Raw genomic sequence first — 25,382 nt, 5'->3', positions numbered from 1 at the left:
GCCGGCAGTGGACCGGCGGGGGCCGCACGGGGGCCGCACGGGGCGGGAGGACGTGCCGGGCGGGGGCGCGGGCCGCGCCCCCGGACGTCTCAGCCGACGACCACCTGGGGTCCGGCGGCGTCGTCGTCGAGGTCGACCTCCACGCCCATGGCCTCGGCCAGGCGCAGGGCCTCCTCGATCAGGGTCTCCACGATCTGCGACTCGGGGACGGTCTTGATGACCTCTCCCTTGACGAAGATCTGGCCCTTGCCGTTGCCGGAGGCGACGCCGAGGTCGGCCTCACGGGCCTCGCCGGGTCCGTTGACGACGCATCCCATCACCGCGACACGCAGGGGGACCTTCATGCCCTCCAGGCCGGCCTGGACCTGCTCGGCCAGGGTGTAGACGTCGACCTGGGCGCGCCCGCAGGAGGGGCAGGAGACGATCTCCAGGCCTCGCTCGCGCAGGTTGAGCGACTCCAGGATCTGGTTGCCGACCTTGACCTCCTCGACCGGCGGGGCCGACAGCGACACCCGGATGGTGTCGCCGATGCCCTCGGAGAGCAGGGCGCCGAACGCGACGGCCGACTTGATCGTGCCCTGGAAGGCCGGGCCCGCCTCGGTGACGCCGAGGTGCAGCGGATAGTCGCAGCGGGCGGCGAGCAGGCGGTAGGCCTGGACCATCACGACCGGGTCGTTGTGCTTGACGGAGATCTTGATGTCGCGGAAACCGTGCTCCTCGAACAGGGAGCACTCCCACAGCGCCGACTCCACCAGCGCCTCGGGGGTGGCCTTGCCGTACTTCTGCAGCAGGCGCGGGTCGAGGGAGCCGGCGTTGACGCCGATCCGGATCGGCACGCCCCGGTCGGCGGCGGCGCGGGCGATCTCACCGACCTTGTCGTCGAACTTCTTGATGTTGCCGGGGTTGACCCGGACGGCGGCGCAGCCCGCGTCGATCGCGGCGAAGACGTACTTCGGCTGGAAGTGGATGTCGGCGATCACCGGGATCTGCGACTTCCTGGCGATGATCGGCAGTGCGTCGGCGTCGTCCTGGGACGGGACGGCGACCCGGACGATCTGGCAGCCCGAGGCGGTCAGCTCGGCGATCTGCTGGAGCGTCGCGTTGATGTCGGCGGTGACCGTGGTGGTCATCGACTGGACGGAGACCGGCGCGTCCCCGCCCACCGGGACGGAACCGACCATGATCTGACGGGACGCGCGTCGCTCGGCGATCGGCCTGGTCCTTACGGACGGGATTCCGAGAGCAACAGAAGTCATTTTCAGCCCTTGAGAGTGGACGACGCTCACCAGTCTAGGCAGTCCCGGTGAGCTCGCGTGCCCGGATCCTCGCCCACGCGTCGGCGTCGAGCACCTCGGCCACCGAACCGGCTTCGGTGACGGTGTGCTCGGAGACCACCGACGCCACGGTGTCGACGATGCCGAGGAAGGGCAGGCGCCCGGCCATGAAGGCCTCGACGCAGACCTCGTTGGCGGCGTTGTAGACGGCCGGGGCCGTGCCTCCGGCCGTGCCGACGTGGCGGGCGAGCGCGACGGCGGGGAACGCCTCGTCGTCGAGCGGCTCGAACGTCCAGGTGTGGGCGGTGGTCCAGTCGACCGGCCGGGCCGCGCCGGCGACCCGCTCGGGCCAGCCGAGGGCCAGCGCGATGGGCAGGCGCATGTCGGGCGGGCTGGCCTGGGCCACGGTCGAGCCGTCGACGAACTCCACCATCGAGTGGATGACCGACTGGGGGTGGACGACGACCTCGATGCGGTCGAAACCGATGTCGAAGAGCAGGTGGGCCTCGATGACCTCCAGCCCCTTGTTGACGAGTGTGGCGGAATTCACCGTGATGACCGGCCCCATGGACCAGGTGGGGTGGGCGAGGGCCTGCTCGGGGGTCACGTCCGCCAGGTCCGCGCGCGGCCTGCCCCGGAAGGGCCCGCCGCTCGCGGTGACCACCAGCTTCCGCACGGCCCGCGCGTCCGGGCCGCCGGGCCCGGCCGCCCACAGGCACTGGGCCAGGGCTGAGTGCTCGGAGTCCACCGGGATCAGGCTGCCGGGCTTGGCCAGGCGCTTCACCAGCGGCCCGCCCACGATCAGCGACTCCTTGTTGGCGAGGGCGAGGACCCGCCCCGCCTCCAGCGCGGCCAGCGTGGAGGTCAGGCCCAGGGCGCCGGTGATGCCGTTGAGCACGATGTCGGCGGGCCAGGCCGCGGTCTCGGCCACCCCCTCGGGGCCGGCCAGCACCCGCGCGTCCACGCCGTGCGCGGCCAGGGCCTCCCTCAGCGCGGGCACCGCCGAGGGGTCGGCGACGGCGACCACCTCGGGCCGGAACTCGGCCGCCTGGCGGGCCAGCAGGTCGACCCGGCCCCCTCCGGCGGCCAGCGCCGCCACCCGGAACCGGCCGGGACTGCGGGCGATGACATCGAGGGACTGGGTCCCGATGGAGCCGGTCGAACCCAGCAGGACGACGGAACGGACGACGCTGTCTGTCTGCACCGCCCCATTCTCCCGGCTGCGACGACGCTGTCGAACCGCCCGGGGCGGTCACACGGCACCGCCGGAATCACCGGTGTCACCGGGATCATCTGAATCGCCTGAATCTCCGGGATCTCCGGGATCTCCGGGATCTCCGGGATCACGGCCCCGGACGGGCGGGGGGCATCCGATTCGGTCGGGGCGACAGGAGAATCCGTTATCCCTGAAACAGACGATAAAAGGAGATATTTAAGTCCGAATCTCCTCATATCAATAGTTGTAAATCTTGAGAAATACGTATGTACGGCCCGTTAGCGTCCCGGACAGCAACCGTCTCGGGAGGTATGTATGCGGCATAGTGCGCTATTTGTCCCTGTTCTCGGCCTGGTCGCGGGCGGCACCCTGCTCTCGACGGCGATCGTCTCCGGGGCCGCCGCGACCACCCGCACGGACGCCGCCACAGGCGCTGCCGCGACCGCTGCCGCAGGTGCCGGCACGGGCGCCGGCACGGATGCCGTCGCGGGCGCCGTGGCGGTGCGAGCCGTACCCCGGCCGGTCGAGAGGGAGGCCGCCGACACCAAGGCCGAGCAGCGGGCCGTCCAGCGCTACTGGACCGAGGCGAGGATGGAGGCGGCCAGGCCGCTCGCCGCCCTCGTCCCGGGGAAGGAGGGCGCCCGGCTCACCGCGGCCGCGAAGGCGGCCCAGGCGGCCGCCGATCCCGTCACCGTTCCCGCCACCGTCCCGGAAGGCCCGGACAGCGCGGGCGGCACGGGTGGCACGGGTGGCACGGGTGGCGACGGCACCGTCACCGTCACCCGCGGAGCGGCGGCCCGCCCCTCCACCGGCTCGCCGTGGACCCGCGGCGGGGCGATCACCAGGACCGCGGGCCGGGTGTTCTTCACCTACCAGGGCCGCAACGCCTCCTGTTCGGCGAGCGCCGTCACCAGCGAGAACAGGAGCACGGTGATGACCGCGGGGCACTGCGTGAGGATGGGCGGGGCCTTCCACGGCAACTGGGTCTTCGTCCCGGGGTACGAGAACGGCGACCGGCCCCACGGCACCTGGGTGGCCACCACGCTCTACACCACCCCGCAGTGGAACAACAGCGAGGACGTCAACCACGACGTGGCCTCCGCCGTGGTGGCACCGCTGAACGGCAGGGCGCTGACCGACGCGGTCGGCGGCCAGGGCGTCGCCTTCAACCAGCCGCGCCGCCGGCAGATGCACTCCTTCGGCTACCCGGCGGGAGCCCCGTACGACGGTTCGAGGCTCGTCTACTGCGCCGGGCGCGCGTTCGACGACTTCCTCATGACCCGTGACATCGGGCTGAACTGCACCATGACCGGCGGGTCGAGCGGCGGGCCCTGGTTCCTCGACTTCGACGAGGGCACCGGTCTCGGCACCCTGAACTCGGTGAACAGCTTCAAGTACGGCTTCGCCGCGGGCTGGATGTTCGGCCCCTACTTCGGGACCGAGGCCCAGGCCGTCTACGAGGCCGCGCAGACCACCGGCACATCCCGGGAATGACCGTCGGCACACCCTGGGCCGAGGACCGGCGTCCCCCGGGCCGCCCACCGATGTCCCTCGAGATCCACCAGAAGTAATCACAAGAGCACCCTCAGTAGTGCAAAATCGGGTCTCATGACCCCGAGCCTCCCCCTGCTTGCGGCCGTCTCGCTCGTCGTCGGCCTGCTGAGCGTCCCGGTGACCGGCGCCACGGCCACCGGGCGGGCCCTCCCGGATCGGACGCCCCTCACGCGAACACCCTCGACGCACACACCCTCGACGCACACGCCGGCGGTACGGGAACCGGCCGCGGGGGCACGGCCCCCCGTCACGGGAACGGCCGGACAGGCACCCCCGCCGGACGCGCCGGACGTGGCCGAGCACGTGCCCGCCCGCACCGCCGCCGAGCAGGAGCGCGTGCTCCGGTACTGGACTCCCCGGCGGATGGCCGCGGCGCTCCCCCTCGACCCGCTCGCGAAGGTCACCGGGCTGCTCGGCCGTCTCTCCACCGCCGGAGGTCTGCTCTCCTCCGCGACCTGGGTGCGGCCCGTCTCCGCGACCGGGGTGCGCCCCGCCCCCGCCGGGGGACCGCGCGCCCTTTCCCTCCGCGCCGGCGTGCCCCCGTCCCGCACCGCCGCGACCCGCACCGCCGCGACCCGCGCCGCCGGGACCGGAGCGGCGACGTCCCGCGCGCCCGGCACCGTCCTGCCGGCCCGGACCGCGGGGGCCCGCTGGACGGCGGGCGGCATGGTGGGGCGTACCACCGGACGGGTGTTCCTGACGATCGGCGGGAGCGACTTCGTGTGCTCGGCCAGCTCGGTCAGGAGCGCCAACAGGGACCTGGTGGTGACCGCGGGTCACTGCGTCAAGGACGGCGCCGGAGCCTGGGCCGACAACTGGACCTTCGTCCCCGGCTACGCCCAGGGCCGCCGCCCGTACGGGCAGTACACCGCGCGCCGCATGTTCGTCGCGGGCCCCTGGGCGCGCAAGGGCGACGACAGCCACGACATCGGCATGGTGGCGGTCGGCACCAGCGGCGGCAGGCATCTCGGCGACGTCGTGGGCGGCCAGGGCATCGCCTTCGGCACGCCCCGGGGGCGCTCGGCCAGCGGTTTCGGCTTCCCTGCCGACACCCCCTACGACGGCGAGCACCTGGTCTACTGCTCGGGACCGCTGCGCGACGACCCCAACGGGCAGACCGCCGACCAGGGCATGCGCTGCGACATGACCGCCGGATCCAGCGGGGGGCCCTGGCTGACCGGCTTCGACGCCTCCACCGGCCGCGGCACGATCGTCTCGGTCAGCAGCTTCAAGTACAGCGACGACCGCCGCACCATGTACGGCCCCTACTTCGGCGCCACCGCCAGGAGTCTCTACGCCGTGGCCGGCCGGTCCTGAACCGGCCTCGGCCCGTCCCGCCGGCGGATCCCCGACCGGCCCGTTCGGCGGGGCGCGAGGCGGCCGTCCGCCGGCGGGTGCCGGACCGGCCGCCACGCGTTCACCGGCCGCCGCCCGCTCAGAGGGTCAGCCCGGTGAGGACCATGACCTTCTCGTAGGTGAGGTCGGCGATGGCCGAGCGGATGCCCTCGCGGCCCACACCCGAGTCCTTGACACCGCCGTAGGGCATCTGGTCCGCGCGGTAGGACGGCACGTCACCGATGATCACTCCGCCGACCTCCAGTTCCCGGTTGGCCCGGAAGGCGACCTCCAGGCTGCGGGTGAAAACCCCGGCCTGCAGGCCGTACCGGGAGTCGTTGACGGCGGCGAAGGCCTCGTCCACGCCGGAGACCCTCTGCACGATCATGACGGGGCCGAAGACCTCCTCGCGGGAGACCTTGGCGTCGGCCGGCACGTCGGCCAGGACGGTCGGCGCGACCGTGGCTCCGTCGCGGGTGCCGCCGGTCAGCACGCGGGCGCCCGCGGAGACGGCCTCGCCGACCCACCGCTCCACGCGCTCGGCCGCCTCGACCGAGACCAGCGGGCCCACCTGCGTCTTCTCGTCGGCCGGGTCGCCGGTCACCAGGGCCTCGACGGCCGGGACGAGCCGGGCCACGAAGTCGTCGTGCACCGACGCCTCGACGATCACCCGCTGGACGGCGATGCAGCTCTGACCCGCCTGGTAGTTGGAGAACAGCGCGATCCGCGAGGCGGCCCAGTCGAGGTCGGCGTCGGCGAGCACGACCGCGGCGGCGTTGCCGCCGAGCTCCAGGGTCACGTGCTTGCGCGGCACCTGGTCCATGATCGCGTACCCCACCGGGGCCGAGCCGGTGAAGGAGACGACCGGCAGGCGCGGGTCCTCGGTCAGCGTCGCGGCCCGGTCGTTGGGCACCGGGAGCACCGAGAACATGCCCTCGGGCAGGTCGGTCTCGGCCAGGATCTCCCCCAGCACCAGGGAGGAGACCGGTGTCGCCGGGGCGGGCTTGAGGACGATCGGGGCTCCGGCCGCGACCGCCGGGGCCACCTTGTGCGCCACCAGGTTCAGCGGGAAGTTGAACGGCGTGATGCCCAGCACCGGGCCGTACGGGACGCGCGAGACATAGGCGAGACGGCCGGCGGAGGCGGCCTCGGTGTCCAGGCGGACGGTCTCGCCGCCGAGGCGGCGGGTCTCCTCCGCGGCGAACCGGAAGGTCGAGACGGCGCGGCCGACCTCGCCACGGGCCCAGAAGATCGGCTTGCCGTTCTCCGCGGTGATCAGGCGGGCGATCTCGTCGGCCCGCTCGGCCAGGCGGCGCGAGACGTGCGCGAGCGCCTCGGCCCGCACGTGGATCGGGAGCGCGGCGGCCGTCGCGCGTACGGCCGCCGCCGCGGCCACGGCCTCCTCCACCTGCTCGGGGGCCGGCACGGAGCAGACGGCGACGACGCGGCCGTCGTGCGGGTTGGTCACGGTGAGCTCGGTGTCGCCGGTGGCGGGGCGACCGGCGAGCCAGAAGGGGCGCACGTCCATACCCCGACGCTATGCCACCGGCGGCCGGGCGGCCCTGCTCCAGTCCGCACAACGGACCCGTGTCCGCGCGCCGTTCCGCATAAAAACTGTCACTCACCCGTCTTGTAACGAAAACGGCGGTATTTACGGTTATTGCTTATATGGTGCCGGTTTGAATGATCTTCACCGTGGCTAAGTCACCGGATGGACACTCGGAGCGGAAGGGCGTGGGCGCATGATCCCCTCGGCGCCACGCGGCCTCCAGGGCGCCTATCTCGTCGGCGAGCGCGCCTCCCAGGACCGGTTGCGGATGCGGCTGCTCGACGTCGCCAGCCAACTGCTCGTCACCATGGGGCCGGAGAGCCTGTCCATGCGCCGCATCGCCACCGAGGCGGGGTGCTCCACGACCGTCATCTACACGATGTTCGGCAGCAAGGAGGGCCTGGCCGAGGCACTCTACCTGGAGGGCTTCGAGCGCTTCCGGCGGTGCCTGGAGGCGGTGCCCCGGCGCAAGAACGCCATGGAGCACCTCGGCGCGCTCGCCCCCGCCTACCGGGACGCCGCGCTGTCGGAGCCCGGCTACTACGCCCTGATGTTCGAACGTGCCATCCCCGGCTTCGCGCCGAGCGAGCGGGCCAGGACCCTCGCCCGCGCGGCGCTGAACGTCGTCGACCGGGTGATCGCCGACTGCATCTCCTCCGGGTACATCGTGCCCACCCAGCCCAGGAGGATAGCGGACGCGCTGTGGGCCGCCGCCCAGGGCGCCATCAGCCTGGAACGTGCCGGGCACCTGCGGGACGGCGGCACCTACGACGCGGTCACCTACGCGGTGATCTCCCGGTACCTGGTCACCCCTCGCCGTCGCTGACGGCCGGCGAGGACGTCCCGGGCGCGCGTGCCGTCTCGGACGCTCCGGACGCGTGGGACGCCTCGGGCACGCGGGACACTTCAGGCGCGTAGGACACTTCAGGCGCGTGGGACGCCTCGGGCGCGGTGACGGCGAGGGCGACCCAGAGCTCCGCGCGGACCGCCGGATCGTCCAGGTCGCGGCCGACGAGCTCGGCGACGCGGCGCATCCGGTAGCGCAGGGTGTGGCGGTGCACCCCGAGCCGCTGCGCCGCCGCGTCCCAGTGGCCGTTGCACTCCAGGTAGGCGCGGAGCGACCCCAGCAGGTCGACGCGGGAGCCGTGCCCGGTGAGGGGGGCCAGCAGCGCCGAGGAGAAGGCCGCCGCCGTACCGGGGTCGATCAGGGAGAGCAGCCCCTGGCCGGCGAGGTCGGCGAAACGCATCACCGGCGCGGCGCCCCGTCCGGCGGCGGCGAGCGCCCGCTCGGCCCGGCCGAGACCGGCGCGCAGGTCTCCGGGTCCGGCCGCGTCGCCGATCCCGACCGGGCCGTGCCCGCCGAGCGCCACCGCCCCGGCGTCGGCGTCCGAGGCCGGTACGAGCAGCACCACCCTGCCCGTACCGGTCACCGCGTCCCTGTCGGCCGCCGCGAACCCGCCGGGCACGGCCTCGGCCGCCTCCAGCGGCGTCTCCCCCCGTCCCGGCCGCGGCCCCGTTCCCGGCGGCCCCGCTCCCGACCGCGGCGCCGTTCCCGGTCCGCCCGCCGCGACGAGCACGGCCAGCGGCCCCTCGGGGAGTCCCTCCCCCAGCCGCTCCAGCGTCTCGCGCCCGGCCCCGGTCTCCCCGGCCAGCAGCAGCCGCAGCACCGCGGAGCGGACCCTGCGCTCCGCGGCCAGGTGCTCCCCGCCGTGCTCGACGGCGAGCGTCAGCAACGACCCGGCGGCGTTGACCACGGTGTGCGCGACGGGTGTGAAGGGCCCGCCGAGGCCGACGGCGAGGAACGCCCTGACCCGGCGCGCCCCGAGCGGCCGTACGACGATGTGCTCCCCCGGTGAGGACAGGGCCAGGGTGGCGGGCGCGCCCCGGCGGTCGCCTCTCAGCCGTTCCAGCTCGGGGCCGAGGTCCCTCGCGGCGGTCGCCGCGCCCCGGCCCGCCGCGTGCAGCACCGCCCCGGCCTCGTCCAGCAGGGCCGCCCAGCCGCCCAGCTCGCGGGCGAGGCGGTCGACCACCGCGCGCGGCCCCTCCGGGCGGAGGGCGGCGCGGGTGAGACGGCCCTGGGCCGCGAACGCCCGGCTGAGCTCGTCGTACTGCTCGGCGGCGATCAGCTCGCTGACCGCCTTGCCGATCGCGACGAACGGGATGGCGCGCGGCACCTCGACCAGGGGCAGCCCGGCCCGCGCGGCGGCCTCGACCAGCGCCCGGGGAATCGTCTCGTGGCCGAGCCCGGTGCCGAATCCGAGGCCGGCGACGCCCCTGGCGACCAGGCGTTCCACGTAGCCGGCGGCGTTGCCGTCGTCCAGGCGCATGCCCGTGGTGAGGACCAGCTCGTCCCCCTCCAGGAACGGCGTGGGGTCCTCCAGCTCGCTGACCGCCACCCAGCGCACCGGCCGGTCGAGCGACTCCCCGGCGGCGAGCACGTCCAGCCCCAGCGACGGCCGCCGTACGATGACGCGCAGTGTCGGCGGCACGGCCACTCCAGCTTTGTACGTTATGTCGAGTACGGTCCGATCGATTTTCCATTGTGCATCATCGGCACCCCGGCATCCACGACATACCTTCGCAGCATGAGCACCGTCATCGGCACCGCCACCGGCACCGCCGGCGAGGGCGGCCCCTCCCTCCCGCAGGAGCGCCGCCTCGTCACCGAGATCCCCGGCCCGAGGTCGCGCGAGCTGCTGGCCCGCAAGCAGGCCGCCGTGCCGCCGGGCATCGGCACCACGCTGCCCGTCTTCGTGACGCACGCCGGCGGCGGTGTCGTCGTCGACGCCGACGGCAACTCGCTGATCGACTTCGGCTCCGGCATCGCGGTGACCGGCGTCGGGAACGCCGCCCCGCGCGTGGTCGAGCGGGTGCGCCGGCAGGTCGCGGACTTCACCCACACCTGCTTCATGGTCACCCCGTACGAGTCGTACGTGCGGGTCGCCGAGGAGCTGAACCGGATCACCCCCGGCGACCACGAGAAGCGCACCTTCCTGCTCAACAGCGGCGCCGAGGCCGTGGAGAACGCGGTCAAGGTGGCCCGCCACGCCACCGGCCGCCAGGCGGTCGTCGTCTTCGAGCACGGCTACCACGGCAGGACCCTGCTGACCATGACGCTGACGGCCAAGAACATGCCGTACAAGCACGGCTTCGGGCCGTTCGCGCCAGAGGTGTACCGGGTGCCGCTGGCCTACCCGTTCCGCTGGCCCACCGGGCCGGAGAACTGCGCCGAGGAGGCCGCCGCCCAGGTGATCGACAAGATCACCAAGGAGATCGGCGCCGGGAACGTCGCCGCCGTGGTGATCGAGCCGATCGCGGGCGAGGGCGGTTTCATCGAGCCCGCCCCGGGGTTCCTGCCCGCGATCCTGGAGTTCTGCCGCCGGAACGGCATCGTCTTCGTCGCCGACGAGGTCCAGACCGGCTTCTCCCGCACCGGCGACCTGTTCGCCTGCGAGCACGAGGGGATCGTGCCCGACATCATCGTCACCGCCAAGGGCATCGCCGGCGGCCTGCCGCTGGCCGCCGTCACCGGCCGTGCCGAGATCCTGGACAGGGTGCACGTGGGCGGGCTGGGCGGCACCTACGGCGGCAACCCGCTCGCCTGCGAGGCGGCGCTGGGCGTGCTGGAGACCATCGAGGCCGAGGACCTGACCGGCAGGGCCCGCCGGATCGGCGCGGCCATGCTGCCGCGGCTGCGCGCCCTGGCGGAGCGCAACCCGGTGATCGGCGACGTGCGCGGCCGGGGCGCGATGATCGCCGTCGAGCTGGTGGTCCCGGGCACCACGGACCCGCACCCCACCGCGGCGGCCGAGATCGCCGCCAGGTGCCACGCCGAGGGACTGCTCGTGCTGACCGCCGGCACCTACGGCAACGTGCTGCGCTTCCTGCCCCCGCTGGTCATTCCGGACCACCTTCTGGAGGAGGGACTGGCGATCCTGGAGAAGGCGGTGAACGAGACGTGACGGTTTAGACCGCAACAAAAGGGGCACCCGGCTTGACGCTGGGTGTCCCTTTTGCCGTTATACGGCCCGCATGCAGGCCGTGATTTAACCACCGCTTGACACCCGCCACAGCGATCACGGGTCATGACCGCGTTATAACGGTTCCGATGTGAAAGTGCTCGATCAAGACAGAAAACGTGTCGGCATCCTCCCCAGGACCGTACCGGGGAGAAGGTCGAGGTCTCCACACGGAGGAAACACATATGAACTGGGGGCCGACCAGAACGGCGCATGTGACGATGACCTTCGACCCCGAGGGCCTGACCCGCACCCAGCGTGAGGGCGACGCCTGCGTGGCCTGCCACAAGAAGTGGCCGCGCCCACGGATCAGGATCGGCCGGCTGCCCGACGGCACGGCGCTCTTCGCCTGCCCGGAGTGCGCGGACGCGCTGCTCCCTCAGCAGGGCGACGCCCACTCCCGTCCCCGCCGCGCCGCCTTCTTCTGACGGCCGAAGCCGCCTCCTCCCGGCGGCCGGAAGAATCAGGCGACCATGAGGGAGGCCCCGGCGCCCTGCTCGCGCACGCCCCACGGCGACCCGTAGGCGGTCAGCAACTCCAGGAAGGGCACCGCGTCGAAGGCCTCGGGGCCGACCACCCCGGTGCCCGACCAGACGCCGGTGGCCAGCAGCTCCAGGGCGACCACCGGGTGCACGGCCGTCTGCCAGACCACGGCCTGGCAGCCGTACTCGCGCATCGACCACTCGTTGTCCACCACGTGGTAGAGGTAGACCTCGCGCGGCGCGCCGTCCTTGCCCGTGCCCTTCACCCAGGTCCCGGCGCAGGTCTTGCCCCGCATCCGGTGTCCGAGCGTGGCGGGGTCCGGCAGGCTGGCCGCGACCATCTCGCGCGGCGACGCCTCCACGCCCCCCACCCTGATCTTGCCGGCGTTGTCCAGGCCCAGCTTGCGCAGCATCTTCAGCACCCCGATGAACTCCTCGCCGAGGCCGTACTTGAACGTCACCCGCCGGGCGTCGATGTAGCGCGGCACCAGGAGCACCTCCTCGTGCTCGACGTTGACGCACTCGACCGGCCCGATCCCCTCGGGGAAGTCGAAGACCTCCGGCTCGCTGAACGGCTCGGTGGTGTGCCAGCGGCCGTCCTCCCAGATCACCGGGGGGTTGAGGCACTCCTCGATGGTCGTCCAGACGGAGAACGTCGGGGCGAAGTCGTAGCCGTCGACCACCAGGTTGGACCCGTCGCGGATACCGATCTCCTCGATGTCGCGGAACAGGTGGTCGGCGGCGTAGCGCGCGAACACGTCGGCCAGCCCCGGCTCCACGCCCATGCCGACCAGCGCCAGCCCGCCCCGCTCGCGCCACGCCCCGCCGAGCGCGAACTGCTCGTCGCCGAGCTTCACCCCGGGCAGCTCGTACGGCCTGAGCGGGTGGGGTCGCGACAGCGACATCGCCATGTCCAGGTAGCCGGCGCCGGCGTCGAGCGCCGCCTCGAACAGGGACATGGTGAAGCGGGGATCCACCGCGTTGAACAGCACGTCGCAGCGGTGCTCGGCGAGCGCGGCCCGCACCGCCGCCCGGTCGGAGGCGTCCAGTCCGACGGCGCTGAAGCGCGGGTCCGCGACCCGGGCCACGACGGCGGCGGCCCGGTCCCGGTCGAAGTCGGCCACCACGACGTGTTCGAAGAAATCCCGGCGCGCGGCGATGGGGACCACGGCGGAGCCCACGCCGCCCGCCCCGACAAGCAGAATCCTCATAACGGACATATTATCCACTGACTGGTCGACCAGTCGATAGAGGGGGCGCGATTCGGCCACCGAATCCATCGTCAGAATTGATCATGGCGACGGAAAGCGTCGCCGAGGCCGCGGTGGACGGACCAGGCCGGACAGGGAGAGGAACGGCCGGGTCGACGCGTCCGCCCACCTCACCGGGACCCCTCGCGCGGGCCGGCGGGCCCCGTTCACCTGACGCGGGAGGTCGCAGTCCCGCTCACCTCACGCGGGGTCGGCCGGTCCCGCTCACCTCGGGCGGCGGGACCCGCGGGTCCCGCTCACTTCACCAGGTCCTTCCAGCGCTCCGTCCAGTCGGCGTAGTCGGTGCACGTGCCGCCCCCGCCCTCGCCCCCGCTCCCGCAGTCCCGCGCCGGGCGGGAGGCGAACAGGACGTCGCGGAGTCCCTTGCCGTCGCGTACGCGGTAGGTGTCGCAGATCCGGCGGGCGTGCCCGCCGCACGCCTCCGGATTGGCCGGGGCGAGCCCCGTCCAGGCCGCGGCGGGACGCTGAGCCCCCTCCGAGGCCATCCAGTCGAGCCACCGGTAGGCGCAGTTCGGGCTGGCGGACGTGGCCGAGACCATCCAGGAGTCGACCCATCCGGTCACCGGCCCCTCCGGCGCGACCTTCATCTGACGGCCCGCCCTGCGGAAGAGGTCCAGGTGGTAGGGAAGGGCCTGGGCGATCCGCACCGGACCGGACGACAGGGCCCTGACCAGGTCGAGCGAGTCGTTCCAGTAGACGCGGTCGGGGCCGTCGCCCTCGGCCAGCAGGTCCGCCGCGGCGTCGAGCTGCGCGGGGGTGAGCTGGAACGGGTCGTCGACGTCCAGGTCCGGGCGGGTCCTCGCGAGGGCGAGCGCGGCGTCGGCGATGCTCAGCGGGCTGTCGCGGATGCCCGCCGGAGCTCCCGCGTACAGCGCCTCGGCCTTCCGCGTCCCGTCCCCCTCGTAGATCACCCGGTTGACGCCCCACAGGTAGGGGACGCCGTACACCCTGCCGTCCTCGCGCAGGCCGGGCAGCTCGCGCAGGCGTTTGGGGATGTGCCTGTACTCGGGTATCAGCGAGGTGTCCAGCGGCGCGACCTTGCCGTCGGCCACCAGCAGCCCGGCCAGGTCGGGGGAGGGTGAGACGACGTCGTAGGTCCCGGCGGCGAACCTGCTCGCCATCTCCTCGCCCGTCCGGACCCGGTCGACCCGTACGACGCAGCCGCTCCTCTCCTCGAAGGGCGAGACCCAGTTGATCCGCGAGCCCGAGCTTCCGAACTCGACGTGTCCCTGGTAGGTGAGCACCTGCAGGGCGCCCTCGCCCTTGCCGACGGAGGCCGACGGCGTGGAGCGCGGGGTGGCCGACGACGTCACGCCGGAACCGGGAGCGGGTGTCGCCGACGCTCCGGACGGCGACGGCGACGGCGACGCGGCCGGCGCGGCGGGGGAGGTCGTCGCGGGGGGCGAGGGGGCCCGCTCCGCCCGGGCCGCGCCCGCCGTCCCTGCCCCGTCCTCCGCTCCGGCCCCGCTCACGCCTCCGGCCCCGCTCACGCCTCCGGTCGTGGTCACGCCTCCGGTCGTGGTCACGCCTCCGGTCGTGGTCACGCCCCCGGTCTGGGCGCACGCGGCGAGCAGCAGGCCCGCCCCCAGCAGCGCCCCGAGACGCGTCCGGCCGCCCCTGTCCCCGCCCACGAGGTCTCCTCCCGATGTCCACGACCTGCCGGGGAGCCTACCGGCCCTCCCCGGCCCTCGCAGGCGCCCGCGTGACCGTTCCCGGCGGCGCGGGAGCCGGCCGCGTGATCACCCGTTGGTGGGGAAGCCGAGGTTGACGCCGCCGTGGCTCGGGTCGAGCCAGCGGGAGGTGACGACCTTGCCACGGGTGTAGAAGTGCACGCCCTCGGTGCCGTGCACGTGGGTGTCGCCGAAGAGCGAGGCCTTCCAGCCGCCGAAGCTGTAGAAGGCCATCGGCACCGGGATCGGCACGTTGATGCCGATCATGCCGACCTCCACCTCGTTCTGGAAGCGCCGGGCCGCGCCGCCGTCGTTGGTGAAGACCGCGGTGCCGTTGCCGAACTCGCCGCCGTTGATCAGCTCCAGGCCCTCCTCGTACGAGGAGACGCGGACGATCGCCAGGACCGGGCCGAAGATCTCCTCGGTGTGCACCCGGGAGCCGGCCGGCACGTGGTCCAGGACCGTGGGCCCCAGCCAGAAGCCGGGGGTCTCCTCGGCGGCACCGCCGCCCAGGACCGGCGTCCGGCGTCCGTCCACCACCAGCTTGGCCCCCTCGGCGACGCCCAGGTCGAGGTAGGAGGCCACCTTGTCCCGGTGGGCCCCGGTGATCAGGGGTCCCATCTGCGAGGCGGGGTCGTCGCCGGGGCCGACGGTCAGCTCGGAGACCCGCGAGACGATCCGGTCGACCAGCTCGTCCCCGACCGGGTCGACGGCCAGCACCACGGAGATCGCCATGCAGCGCTCGCCCGCCGAGCCGAAGCCCGCCGACACCGCGGCGTCCGCCACGAGGTCGAGGTCGGCGTCGGGCAGGACCAGCATGTGGTTCTTGGCGCCGCCCAGCGCCTGGACCCGCTTGCCGTGCCGGGTGCCGGTCTCGTAGACGTACCGGGCGATGGGCGTGGAGCCCACGAACGAGACCGCGCGCACGTCCGGGTGCTCCAGCAGCCGGTCCACCGCGACCTTGTCGCCCTGCACGACGTTGAACACGCCGTCGGGCAGCCCGGCCTCCTTCCACAGCGAGGCCATCAGCAGCGACGCCGAGGGATCCCTCTCCGACGGCTTGAGGACGAAGGCGTTGCCCGCGGCGATCGCGATGGGGAACATCCACATCGGCACCATCGCCGGGAAGTTGAACGGGGTGATCCCCGCGACCACGCCCAGCGGCTGCCGGATCGAGTAGGAGTCGACCCGGGTGGAGACGCCCTCGGAGAAGCCGCCCTTGAGCAGGTGCGGGATGCCGCAGGCGAACTCCACGACCTCCAGGCCGCGGGCGACCTCGCCCAGCGCGTCGGAGTGGACCTTGCCGTGCTCGGCCGAGACGAGCCGGGCGAGCTCGTCGCGGTTGGCGTACATCAGCTCGCGGAAGCGGAACAGCACCTGCGAGCGCTTGACCAGCGAGGCGTCCCGCCACGCGGGCCAGGCGGCGACGGCGGCGGCCACGGCCGCGTCGACCTCGGCCGCCGAGGCCAGGTGGACCCGCCCGGCGACCTCTCCGGTCGCGGGACGGAAGACGTCGGCGGTACGGACCGCCCCCTCGGCGCCGCCGAGGGTCCCGGCGGTCCCGGCGGTCTCGACGGGGCCGCCGCCGATCCAGTGGGTGATGTTCTTCACGGGGCGACCTCGGCGTTGACGGTCTCGAGCGCGCCGACGATGATCCCGAGGCCCTCGGCGGCCTCGTCGGCGGTCAGGGTGAGCGGCGGTGCCATCCGGACCACGTTGCCGTACAGGCCGCCCTTGCCGGCCAGCAGGCCCGCCTCCTTCGTCTCCTCCATGAAGCGGCCGGCGAGCGCCGGGGCCGGCGCGCCGGTCGCCGGGTCGACCAGGTCGAGGGCGAACATCAGGCCCTTGCCCCGGACGTCGCCGACGATCGGCAGGCGCGGGGCCGCCTCGCGGAGCCCGTCGATGATCAGGGCGCCGGTCCTGGCGGCGTTCGCCTGCAGGTCGTGGTCGAGGACGTAGTCCAGGGTGGCGTTGGCGGCGGCCATCGAGACCGGGTTGCCGCCGAACGTGGACAGGCCGACGGCGTGCAGGCCGTCCATCAGGTCGCCGCGGGCGACGACGCCGCCCACCGCGAAGCCGTTGCCCAGCCCCTTGGCGAAGGTCATCATGTCCGGCGTGACGCCGTGGTTCTGGATGCCGAAGAAGGCCGAGCCGGTACGGCCCCAGCCGGTCTGCACCTCGTCGGAGATGAACAGGACGCCCTCGGCGGCCAGCACCTCCCGGTAGGCGGCGAACAGGCCGTCCGGGGGCATGGTGAAGCCGCCCACGCCCTGGACGGGCTCGGCGATCAGCGCGGCCACGTCGCCGCCGACGGCGGTGGAGAGCACGTGGCGCAGGTCCTCGACGCACGCGGCGACGTAGTCGGCGTCGGACATGCCCCGGAACGGGGTCAGGTGCCGGTCGGCGCCGTGCAGGAAGTGCACGTTGAGCGGCGAGAGCGAGCTGTTCTTCCAGGCGCGGTTGCTCGTCACGCCGACCGCGCCGAACGAGCGGCCGTGGTAGCTCTGCCGCATGGCCAGCACCTGGTCGGAGCGGCGCGCGTAGGTCGCCAGCAGCAGCGCGGTCTCGTTGGCCTCGGTGCCGGAGTTGGTGAAGAAGACCTTCGCGTCCGGGATGCCGGAGAGGCGGGCGATCTTCTCCGCCAGCTCGATCTGGCCGCGCATCAGATACAGCGTGGAGGTGTGCACGACCCCGGTGGCGAGCTGCCGCTCGACGGCCTCCCGCACCTCGGGCACGTCGTACCCGATCATGTTCGTCAGGATGCCGGCGAAGAAGTCGAGGTAGCTCTTGCCGGACGCGTCGACGACCCGGTTGCCCTTGCCCGAGACGATCTCGATGGGCTCGTCGTAGTAGAGGGCCAGCCAGTTGGGCATTACCGCGCGGTGACGCGCAAGGAGGTCCGACATGTATCGAGTATCACCGCTGGGGGCCACCACTCCTACCTGCAACATGTCGGCACATCCCGATCAAACCCGTCACACTGTCAGATCCAGCGCTCGTTCGTGACCGGCCGCCCCGCCGAGCCGGCCCCGCGGCGTCGGGCCTCGTACGGCTTGCGCCATGCGACGGATGCCGCAAGCCGCACGAGGGGGCGAGGGAGGACCCCGGTCCTCGGCCCGGCCGCGCCCCGCGCGGCCGTGGTACCAGCATCTCCCCCGCCCGCCGCCGGGGCAATCACGCGGGGCCGGACGAGACGCTCCCGAGACCGTCCCGGGCGCGCCCCCGTGACCGGCGCCCGGGAGATCGTCTCAGCCCTCCGCCTTCACCAGGCCCGCCTCCGTACCCGGCCCCGCCGGCCCCGTGCCCGATCCCGCCGGGGGCGCGGGCCGCAGCACCGCGAACGCCAGGGTGGCCGCGGCCAGGGTGAAGGCGACGCCCACCCAGGAGCCGAACGACATGGCCGAGACGAACGCCTCCCGCGCGGTCCCGATCACCCCCGGGTCGCCCAGCCGCATCGCCTCGCCGATCGACTCGCGGGCGGCGGCGGGCGCGTCCGCGGGCATCGAGGAGGTGTAGAAGGCGGCCAGCACGCTGCCGAGCACGGCGATGCTCAGCGCCATGCCGACCTGCTGGACGGTGTCGTTGAGCGCCGACCCGACGCCGGCGTGCGCGGGCGGCACGGCCCCCATCAGCGTCGCGTAGGCCGCGGGACCCGCCAGCCCGCCGCCGATCCCCATCAGCATGAGGCCGGCGATCAGCGTGCCGTACCCGGTCTCGGCGGTCATGAAGGCGAGCACGGCGAAGCCGCAGGCCATCACGGCGAGCCCGACGGCGACCAGCACCCGGTTGCTGACCCTGCTCCCCAGGCCGGCGCCCACCACGTTGAACAGGGCCGCGGCCACCGCGTACGGCAGCAGCGCCAGCCCGGCCCGCATGGGGCCGTAGCCCAGCACGAACTGCAGGTACTGGGTGAGCATCAGCAGCAGCGCGCCGGTGCCGAACGACATCAGCACGATCGAGAAGGAGGCGCCGCTGAAGTTGCGGTCGCGGAACAGCTCCAGCGGGAGCATCGGGTGGTCGGTCCTGCGCTCCCAGATCACGAACGCGGTCAGCGCGGCCACGGCGACGGCCGCCGCGACCAGCGTCCCCGCCGAGGTCCAGCCGGCCGACGGCGCCGAGATGACCACGTAGACCAGCGCGCCCATGCCGACGGTCGACAGCAGCACGCCGGCCGGGTCCAGCCTTCTCGCCGGGCCGCGCGACTCGGGCATCAGCAGTGTCGCGGCGATGCCCGCGACGATCGCGACCGGCACGTTGATCAGGAAGATCGAGCCCCACCAGTAGTGTTCGAGCAGGAAGCCACCGAGCGTCGGACCGGCGATCACGCCGACCATCGCCACCGCGCTCCACGCGGCGATCGCCTTGCGGCGCTCCCCCTCGTCGAAGACGGTGATCAGGATCGACAGCGTGCTCGGCATGAGGATGGAGCCGCCGACGCCCATCAGGGCGCGGGCGCCGATCAGGTGCCAGGGCTCGGTGACCAGCACGGCGAGCAGCGAGGCGCCGCCGAACAGCACCAGCCCGATGATCAGGAAACGCTTGCGGCCGTAGCGGTCGGACAGGCTGCCCGAGGTGAGCAGAAGCCCGGCGAAGACCAGGACGTAGGCGTCGATGATCCATTGGATGTCGGACGGGCTGGCGCCCAGGTCGACCATGAGGGCCGGGATGGCCAGGTTCAGGACGGTGTTGTCCACCACCAGGACCAGCAGGCTCAGGCAGAGCACCCCGAGGATCCACCAGCGCCTCGGGTCACGTTCGTCTCGTACAGTGTTCGATTCCACTCGCACACTGTACGACATCGTCGAACGGTGTACCACCGGATTTATGCTGGTCGTGTGAAAGAGCACTTCAGCTCCGTCTGGGCGCGCGAGCCGCGCACCACCAAGAGCCCGGCGCTGGGCCGCGAGCAGATCGTGCGCGCGGCCATGACGCTGCTGGACTCCGAGGGCCCGGACGCGCTGAGCATGCGCCGCCTGGGCGCCAAGCTCGGGTCCGGGGCCACCAGCATCTACTGGTACGTGGCCAACAAGGACGAGCTCCTGGAACTGGTCCTCGACGAGGTCTACGGCGAGTTCGACGTCCCGGAGATCGACGAGACCTCCTGGCGCAACGTCGCGGCCTCCTTCGCCTACGGCATGCGCCAGGCGCTGATGCGGCACCCGTGGGTGATCAATCTGGTGGGGTGCACCCCCGCCCTGGGTCCCAACGCCATGCGGATGATGGGCCGGCTGGTCGCCACCTTCGACCGGGCGGGATTCCGTGGCATGGACCAGGACTACGCGGCCTCGGCGCTGATGTCCTACGTGATCGGGGTCACCACCCCCGAGCTGTCCTGGCGGAACATGCTGGAGCGCACCGGGCTCGACTCCAACGGGATGAACGCGGTCATCCAGCCGGTGGTGGAGAAGGCCGCGGCCGGCCACCCCGAGCTGGTCGCCCGGTACGCCGAGTTCAAGAAGATGGACGTCGACACCTCCCGGGCGCTCAACTTCGAGTTCGGCCTGACCTGCCTGCTCGACGGCCTGGAGGCCCGCCTGAACCGCGCGGCCTCACGCCCGGCGCCTCCCCCGTCCCCCCCGCCGGCGTCGCGGAGCCGCTCGCGGGCGTCCACCCCGGCCGTCCCGCGCGGCGGGGACGGCGGGGACGGCGGGGACGGCGGCACGGCCTCACGCTGAGGTCCCGGGACGTGGGGCACGGTCACGGCGGATCCGGCGGCCCCGCTCCCCGCGCCGGCGGGTCGTCCGGAGGGGCCGGCGTCACCGGGAGACCGGCGACCCCGGCCGCCCCCCGTCACCCCTCCCGGCGGTCCTGCGCGGCGAGCACGGCGTCGCCGTGGGACTCGGCCCACCGGGACAGCATCTCGATGGGCTCCAGGAGGCTCCGGCCGAGGTCGGTGAGGTCGTACTCGACGCGCGGCGGGACCTCCGGGTAGGCGTGCCGGCTGATCAGGCCGTGCCCCTGGAGGCGGCGCAGGGTCTGGGTCAGCATCTTGGAGCTGATCCCCCCGATGAGGGCCTTGAGGTCACCGTAGCGCCGCGGCCCCCTCCCCAGCGCGAAGATCACCACGACCGACCACGTGTCGGCGACGACGTCGACCGCGAGCCGGGCCGGGCAGTCGGCGAGGAACACGTCCCCGGGCCTGTCGAAGTCCGCCACCTGCCGCTCCCCCTCCGCCGTCCCCGACAGGAACCTGCCGGTAACCATCGGATCCATACCGTGGACATCGACCGGCGACGGGCGGCCCGGGACCCGGGTGCGTGCCCGAAGGCCCGACCACGCGCGTCCGGGCCCGCCCGTCGCCACCGGCGACCGTCGTACCAATGATGGAGGAAGCACATGAAGATCGGTGTTCTGGGTGCCGGGCTGATGAGCGACGCGCTGGCCACCCGGTGGGTCGAGGCCGGGCACGAGGTCCTCATCGCCGGGCGGACGCCCGAGCGGGCCGCCCTCCTCGCGGAGAGGATCGGCGCGGGTGCCCGGCACGGCACCCCGCGGGAGGCGGCCGGCTTCGGTGACGTCGTGCTGGTGGCGATCCGCCATGAGGGCGTGCTGTCCACGCTGCGGGACGCGGGGGCCGCCGAGGGCGCCTTCCAGGGAAAGACGATCATCGACTGCAACAACCCGGTGGAGGTCGAGGACTTCACCCTGGTGACGCCCGCCGGGACGTCGCTCGCCGAGCGGATCCAGGATCTCGCGACGGGCTCGAACGTCGTCAAGGCCTTCAACCTCTGCCAGGCCAGGGTGTGGGAGATGAGACCCCCGGCGTTCGACGGCCGGCCCCTGGCCGTCCCCTTCGCCGGCGACGACGCCGGGTCCGCCGCCCTCGCGAGGACCCTGATCGCCGACCTCGGCTGCGTCCCCGTGCGGATCGGGCCGCTGCACCGCGCACGCCACCTCGAGGCGATGGCCGCGGTCGTCATCGGTCTCCTGTTCGGGGGGGCCGACCCGTACACCGTGTTCAACCTGATCACACCCGCCGCGGCCTGACCGGACGCACGAACGCCCGGCACCGTCGCGGGCCGTCCCGGTGGTGACGCCGGGACGGCCCGCCGGGCCGGTGACAGGCCGGTGACGGGCCGGGGGCGGCCCGTCCCGGAGCGGGTCAGATCTCCAGCCACCGCTGGATGCGGCGGAGCAGCTCCTGGGCGTCGACGGGCTTGGTCACGTAGTCGCTGGCGCCCGCCTGCAGGGTCTTCTCCCGGTCGCCCTGCATGGCCTTGGCGGTCACCGCGATGATCGGCAGGTCCGCGAAGTCGGCCATCTTGCGGATGGCCGCGGTCGCGGCGTAGCCGTCCATCTCCGGCATCATGATGTCCATCAGGACCAGGTCGATGTCCTCGTTGCGCGACAGGATCTCGATGCCCTTGCGGCCGTTCTCCGCGTACAGGACCTGCATGCCGTGCAGTTCCAGGATGTTGGTCAGCGCGAAGACGTTGCGGACGTCGTCGTCGATGACCAGGACCTTCCTGTCCACCAGCACCGTGTCCACCTGTTCCACCGGCTGGGGCCGCTCGTCGGGGCTGGGCTGCACCAGGGGCAGCACGTCACCCGGCTCGGGCGCCGACAGGTGCAGGGTGATGCGCTCGCGCAGCTCGTCGAGGCTGGGCAGGCGCTCCAGCGGCTGGGTGTTGGACCGGCCCTTGAGGAGGTTCTCCTGCGGGCGGGTGAGCGTGCGGGTGTGGTGGGCGAGCACCGGCAGCTCCCGCAGGACCGGGTCGTCGTCCAGCATGCGCAGGAAGTCGGCCGCCGCGTCCTGGCGCATGCCCAGGTCGAGCACGATGCAGTGGTGGGTGTCGGTGTTCAGCATCTCCACGGCGGCGACCGGGTCGTTGGCGGCCGACACCTGCACCGGCCCGTGCGTCTCGGGCAGGTCGGCCACGACGCTCTCGGCGAGCTGGGACAGGAGCCCGTTGGGCCGGGACTCCAGGACGAGCAGGCGCCGCCCCTCGGTGCCGGGGAACCGCTCCGGCACCGGCACGACCGGCGGCGCCGAGAGGACCGGGGCGGCCGCGGGGGCAGGCCCCCGCCCACCGGCCTGGCCGGTGCCGCCGAGGGTGAGGTCGGCGATCGGCAGGCAGAGGCTGAAGGTGCTGCCCGCCCCCAGCGTGCTGACCGCCCGGATCTCACCGTTGAAGAGCGTGGCGATCTCCCGGCTGATCGACAGCCCCAGGCCGGTGCCGCCGTACTTGCGGCTGGTGGTGCCGTCGGCCTGCTGGAAGGCGTCGAAGATCTGCGACAGGTTCTCCTCGGCGATGCCGATGCCGGTGTCCACCACCCTGAAGGCGAGCACCTCCTGGTCGCGCGCCCCGGCCAGGTCCATCCGCTCCACCCGCTCGATACGGAGCTCGACCGAGCCCCTCTCGGTGAACTTCACCGCGTTGGAGAGCAGGTTCCGCAGCACCTGCCGGAGCCTCTGCTCGTCCATGAGCAGCTCCTCGGGCACATCGGGGGCGACCACGACGTCGAACCGCAGCCCCTTCTCGGTGGTCAGCGGGCGGAACGTCGCCTCGACGTAGTCCAGGAGCTGCCGCAGCGGCAGCGGTTCGAGGCTGATGTTCATCTTGCCCGCCTCGATCTTCGACAGGTCGAGGATGTCGTTGATCAGCTGGAGCAGGTCGGTGCCGGCCGAGTGGATGACGTTGGCGTACTCCACCTGCTTGGCGGTGAGGTTGCGCGCCGGGTTCTGCGCCAGGAGCTGGGCCAGGATGAGCAGCGAGTTGAGCGGGGTGCGCAGCTCGTGGCTCATGTTGGCCAGGAACTCGCTCTTGTACTTGGAGGCCAGCGCGAGCTGCTTGGCTCGGTCCTCCAGCTCCTGGCGGGCCTGCTCGATCTCGCTGTTCTTCGTCTCGATGTCGCGGTTCTGCCGGGCCAGCAGCTCGGCCTTCTCCTCCAGCTCGGCGTTGGAGCGCTGCAGCTCCTCCTGCCCGACCTGCAGCTCGGTCGCCAGGCGCTGCGACTCGGTCAGCAGCGAGTCCGTACGGGCGTTGGCGACGATGGTGTTGACGTTGACGCCGATGGTCTCCACCAGCTGCTCCAGAAAGGCCCGGTGCACCTGGGTGAAGCGGTTGAGGCTGGCCAGCTCGATCACGCCGAGCACCTGGTCCTCGACGATGATCGGCAGCACGATCAGGTTGACCGGCCCGGCCGATCCCAGGCTGGAGGAGATCGTGAGGTAGCCGGGGGCGATGTCCTCGACCAGGATCGGCCGCTTGGCGACGGCGGCCTGTCCCACCAGGGAGTCGCCGAAGAAGTGCCGGCGGGTGGTGTCGCGGTGCCCGTAGCAGCCGACGACCCGCAGCTGTGAGCCGTCCGGCTTCTCCTCGGCCAGCAGGAACGTCCCGTGCTGGGCGTAGACCAGCGGCGCCAGCTCGTTCATCACCAGCTCGGCCACGACCGCCAGGTCGCGGTGCCCCTGCATCAGCCCGGAGATGCGGGCCAGGTTCGACTTGAGCCAGTCCTGTTCCTGGTTGGCCAGGGTGGTCTCGCGCAGCGACTTCACCATGGAGTTGATGTTGTCCTTGAGCTCGGCCACCTCGCCCGAGGCGTCGACGGTGATCGAGCGGGTGAGGTCGCCCGAGGTCACCGCGCTGGTCACCTCGGCGATGGCCCGCACCTGGCGGGTCAGGTTGCCGGCCAGCTCGTTGACGTTCTCGGTCAGCCGCTTCCAGGTGCCCGAGACGCCCTCGACCTCGGCCTGGCCACCCAGCCGTCCCTCGCTGCCCACCTCGCGCGCCACCCGGGTGACCTCGGCGGCGAACGACGACAGCTGGTCCACCATCGTGTTGATCGTGGTCTTGAGCTCCAGGATCTCGCCCCGGGCGTCCACGTCGATCTTCTTGGTCAGGTCGCCCTGCGCGACGGCCGTGGTGACCTGCGCGATGTTGCGCACCTGGTTGGTCAGGTTGTTGGCCATCGAGTTGACGTTGTCGGTGAGGTCCTTCCAGGTGCCCGCCACGTTGGGCACGCGCGCCTGACCGCCCAGCTCGCCCTCGGTGCCGACCTCGCGTGCCACGCGCGTCACCTCGTCGGCGAACGCGCTCAGCGTGTCGACCATGGTGTTGATGGTCTGGGCGAGCGCGGCGACCTCGCCCTTGGCCTCGACGGTGATCTTCTGTGACAGGTCGCCGCGGGCGACGGCCGTGGTGACCTGCGCGATGCTGCGCACCTGGCTGGTCAGGTTGTTGGCCATCGAGTTGACGTTGTCGGTGAGGTCCTTCCAGGTGCCCGAGACCCCCCGCACGGTGGCCTGGCCGCCGAGGTTGCCCTCGGTGCCGACCTCGCGTGCCACCCGGGTCACCTCGTCGGCGAAGGCCGAGAGCTGGTCCACCATCGTGTTGATGGTCTCCTTCAGCTCCATGATCTCGCCCCGGGCGTCCACCCGGATCTTCTGCGACAGGTCGCCCTTGGCCACGGCCGTGGTGACCTGCGCGATGCTGCGCACCTGGGCGGTGAGGTTGTCGGCCATGACGTTCACCGACTCGGTCAGCGCCTTCCAGGTGCCCGAGACGCCCTTGACGTCGGCCTGCCCGCCCAGCCGGCCGTCGGTGCCGACCTCGCGGGCGACCCGGGTCACCTCGTCGGCGAACGACGAGAGCTGGTCCACCATCGTGTTCAGCGTGTTCTTCAGCTCCAGGATCTCGCCCCGCGCCGAGACCGTGATCTTCTGCGACAGGTCGCCGCGGGCGACGGCGGTGGCCACCTGTGAGATGTTGCGCACCTGGTCGGTGAGGTTGCCCGCCATGTAGTTGACCGAGTCGGTGAGGTCGCGCCAGGTGCCCGAGACGCCCTTGACGTCGGCCTGCCCGCCCAGTCGTCCCTCGGTGCCGACCTCGCGGGCGACCCGGGTCACCTCGTCGGCGAACGACGAGAGTTGGTCCACCATCGTGTTGATGGTGTTCTTGAGTTCGAGGATCTCGCCCCGGGCGTCCACGGTGATCTTCTGCGACAGGTCGCCCTTGGCGACGGCCGTGGTGACCTGCGCGATGCTGCGGACCTGGTCGGTGAGGTTGCCC

At 72.5% G+C, this 25,382-nt stretch carries 18 protein-coding genes; 7 read left to right on the top strand and 11 right to left on the bottom strand.

Annotated elements, in window-relative coordinates; all coding sequences use genetic code 11:
- Nucleotides 1-89: 89 nt before the first annotated feature.
- Both ispG and dxr read right to left on the bottom strand, forming a co-directional pair.
- Complete coding sequence (ispG, locus tag AB0G16_RS30290) at nt 90-1,256, bottom strand: flavodoxin-dependent (E)-4-hydroxy-3-methylbut-2-enyl-diphosphate synthase (protein WP_362812498.1); 1,167 nt, start codon at nt 1,254-1,256, stop codon at nt 90-92.
- 34 nt (nt 1,257-1,290) lie between these two features.
- Nucleotides 1,291-2,478, bottom strand: a complete 1,188-nt coding sequence (dxr, locus tag AB0G16_RS30285; protein ID WP_362812494.1) for a 1-deoxy-D-xylulose-5-phosphate reductoisomerase — start codon at nt 2,476-2,478, stop codon at nt 1,291-1,293.
- 327 nt (nt 2,479-2,805) lie between these two features.
- On the opposite strand from dxr, the gene AB0G16_RS30280 reads away from it, so the two are divergent.
- On the top strand, nt 2,806-3,984 hold the full coding sequence (locus AB0G16_RS30280; protein WP_362812491.1) for a peptidase: 1,179 nt from the start codon (nt 2,806-2,808) through the stop codon (nt 3,982-3,984).
- 114 nt (nt 3,985-4,098) lie between these two features.
- Entirely contained in the window at nt 4,099-5,361 is a 1,263-nt protein-coding gene (locus AB0G16_RS30275) for a hypothetical protein (protein WP_362812488.1), read from the top strand.
- A gap of 118 nt (nt 5,362-5,479) precedes the next feature.
- Here AB0G16_RS30275 and AB0G16_RS30270 read toward each other — a convergent pair whose 3' ends face one another.
- Nucleotides 5,480-6,907, bottom strand: a complete 1,428-nt coding sequence (locus AB0G16_RS30270; protein ID WP_362812484.1) for an aldehyde dehydrogenase family protein — start codon at nt 6,905-6,907, stop codon at nt 5,480-5,482.
- A gap of 214 nt (nt 6,908-7,121) precedes the next feature.
- Here AB0G16_RS30270 and AB0G16_RS30265 point away from each other — a divergent pair, with 214 nt between their 5' ends.
- Nucleotides 7,122-7,754: a TetR/AcrR family transcriptional regulator gene (locus AB0G16_RS30265; protein WP_362812481.1), complete on the top strand. Its 633-nt coding sequence runs from the start codon at nt 7,122-7,124 to the stop codon at nt 7,752-7,754.
- Here AB0G16_RS30265 and AB0G16_RS30260 read toward each other — a convergent pair.
- Nucleotides 7,735-9,423, bottom strand: coding sequence for a PucR family transcriptional regulator (locus AB0G16_RS30260; RefSeq protein WP_362812479.1), 1,689 nt, complete (start codon nt 9,421-9,423; stop codon nt 7,735-7,737). The two genes, AB0G16_RS30265 and AB0G16_RS30260, sit on opposite strands and share 20 nt — an antisense overlap.
- A gap of 90 nt (nt 9,424-9,513) precedes the next feature.
- Between AB0G16_RS30260 and gabT the strand changes: the two genes are divergently transcribed.
- Together gabT and AB0G16_RS30250 are read left to right on the top strand one after the other, a co-directional pair.
- The gene (gabT, locus tag AB0G16_RS30255; RefSeq protein WP_362812476.1) at nt 9,514-10,890 is read left to right on the top strand and encodes a 4-aminobutyrate--2-oxoglutarate transaminase; all 1,377 of its coding nucleotides are present in this window, start codon (nt 9,514-9,516) and stop codon (nt 10,888-10,890) included.
- A gap of 242 nt (nt 10,891-11,132) precedes the next feature.
- Nucleotides 11,133-11,375 (top strand): hypothetical protein, encoded by a 243-nt coding sequence (locus AB0G16_RS30250; RefSeq protein WP_362812473.1) that lies wholly within the window; start codon nt 11,133-11,135, stop codon nt 11,373-11,375.
- A 35-nt stretch (nt 11,376-11,410) separates the two neighbouring features.
- Here AB0G16_RS30250 and AB0G16_RS30245 read toward each other — a convergent pair whose 3' ends face one another.
- From AB0G16_RS30245 to AB0G16_RS30225, 5 genes are all read right to left on the bottom strand, one after another.
- Entirely contained in the window at nt 11,411-12,640 is a 1,230-nt protein-coding gene (locus AB0G16_RS30245) for a saccharopine dehydrogenase C-terminal domain-containing protein (protein ID WP_362812470.1), read from the bottom strand.
- A 296-nt stretch (nt 12,641-12,936) separates the two neighbouring features.
- A complete protein-coding gene (locus tag AB0G16_RS30240; protein WP_362812467.1) occupies nt 12,937-14,331 on the bottom strand; it encodes an extracellular solute-binding protein in 1,395 nt (464 codons plus the stop codon).
- 108 nt (nt 14,332-14,439) lie between these two features.
- Complete coding sequence (locus tag AB0G16_RS30235) at nt 14,440-15,960, bottom strand: CoA-acylating methylmalonate-semialdehyde dehydrogenase (RefSeq protein ID WP_362812562.1); 1,521 nt, start codon at nt 15,958-15,960, stop codon at nt 14,440-14,442.
- A 17-nt stretch (nt 15,961-15,977) separates the two neighbouring features.
- Entirely contained in the window at nt 15,978-17,276 is a 1,299-nt protein-coding gene (locus AB0G16_RS30230) for an aspartate aminotransferase family protein (RefSeq protein ID WP_362812464.1), read from the bottom strand.
- Between the two features lie 342 nt (nt 17,277-17,618).
- Nucleotides 17,619-19,151, bottom strand: a complete 1,533-nt coding sequence (locus AB0G16_RS30225; protein ID WP_362812461.1) for an MFS transporter — start codon at nt 19,149-19,151, stop codon at nt 17,619-17,621.
- A 54-nt stretch (nt 19,152-19,205) separates the two neighbouring features.
- On the opposite strand from AB0G16_RS30225, the gene AB0G16_RS30220 reads away from it, so the two are divergent.
- Nucleotides 19,206-20,045 carry a TetR/AcrR family transcriptional regulator C-terminal domain-containing protein gene (locus tag AB0G16_RS30220; RefSeq protein WP_362812458.1) on the top strand — a complete coding sequence of 280 codons (840 nt, stop codon included), beginning with the start codon at nt 19,206-19,208 and terminating at the stop codon, nt 20,043-20,045.
- 115 nt (nt 20,046-20,160) lie between these two features.
- On the opposite strand, the gene AB0G16_RS30215 is transcribed toward AB0G16_RS30220, so the two are convergent.
- On the bottom strand, nt 20,161-20,583 hold the full coding sequence (locus tag AB0G16_RS30215) for a helix-turn-helix domain-containing protein (protein WP_362812455.1): 423 nt from the start codon (nt 20,581-20,583) through the stop codon (nt 20,161-20,163).
- 123 nt (nt 20,584-20,706) lie between these two features.
- Here AB0G16_RS30215 and AB0G16_RS30210 point away from each other — a divergent pair, with 123 nt between their 5' ends.
- Complete coding sequence (locus AB0G16_RS30210) at nt 20,707-21,357, top strand: NAD(P)-binding domain-containing protein (protein ID WP_362812452.1); 651 nt, start codon at nt 20,707-20,709, stop codon at nt 21,355-21,357.
- A gap of 115 nt (nt 21,358-21,472) precedes the next feature.
- On the opposite strand, the gene AB0G16_RS30205 is transcribed toward AB0G16_RS30210, so the two are convergent.
- On the bottom strand, nt 21,473-25,382 hold a 3,910-nt coding region (locus AB0G16_RS30205; protein ID WP_362812449.1), incomplete at its 5' end, for a HAMP domain-containing protein.

It is taken from the genome of Streptosporangium sp. NPDC023615 (genome assembly GCF_040640155.1).
In the GTDB taxonomy this organism is placed as follows: Bacteria; Actinomycetota; Actinomycetes; order Streptosporangiales; family Streptosporangiaceae; genus Streptosporangium.
This window is presented reverse-complemented; position numbering and strand designations above follow the sequence as displayed.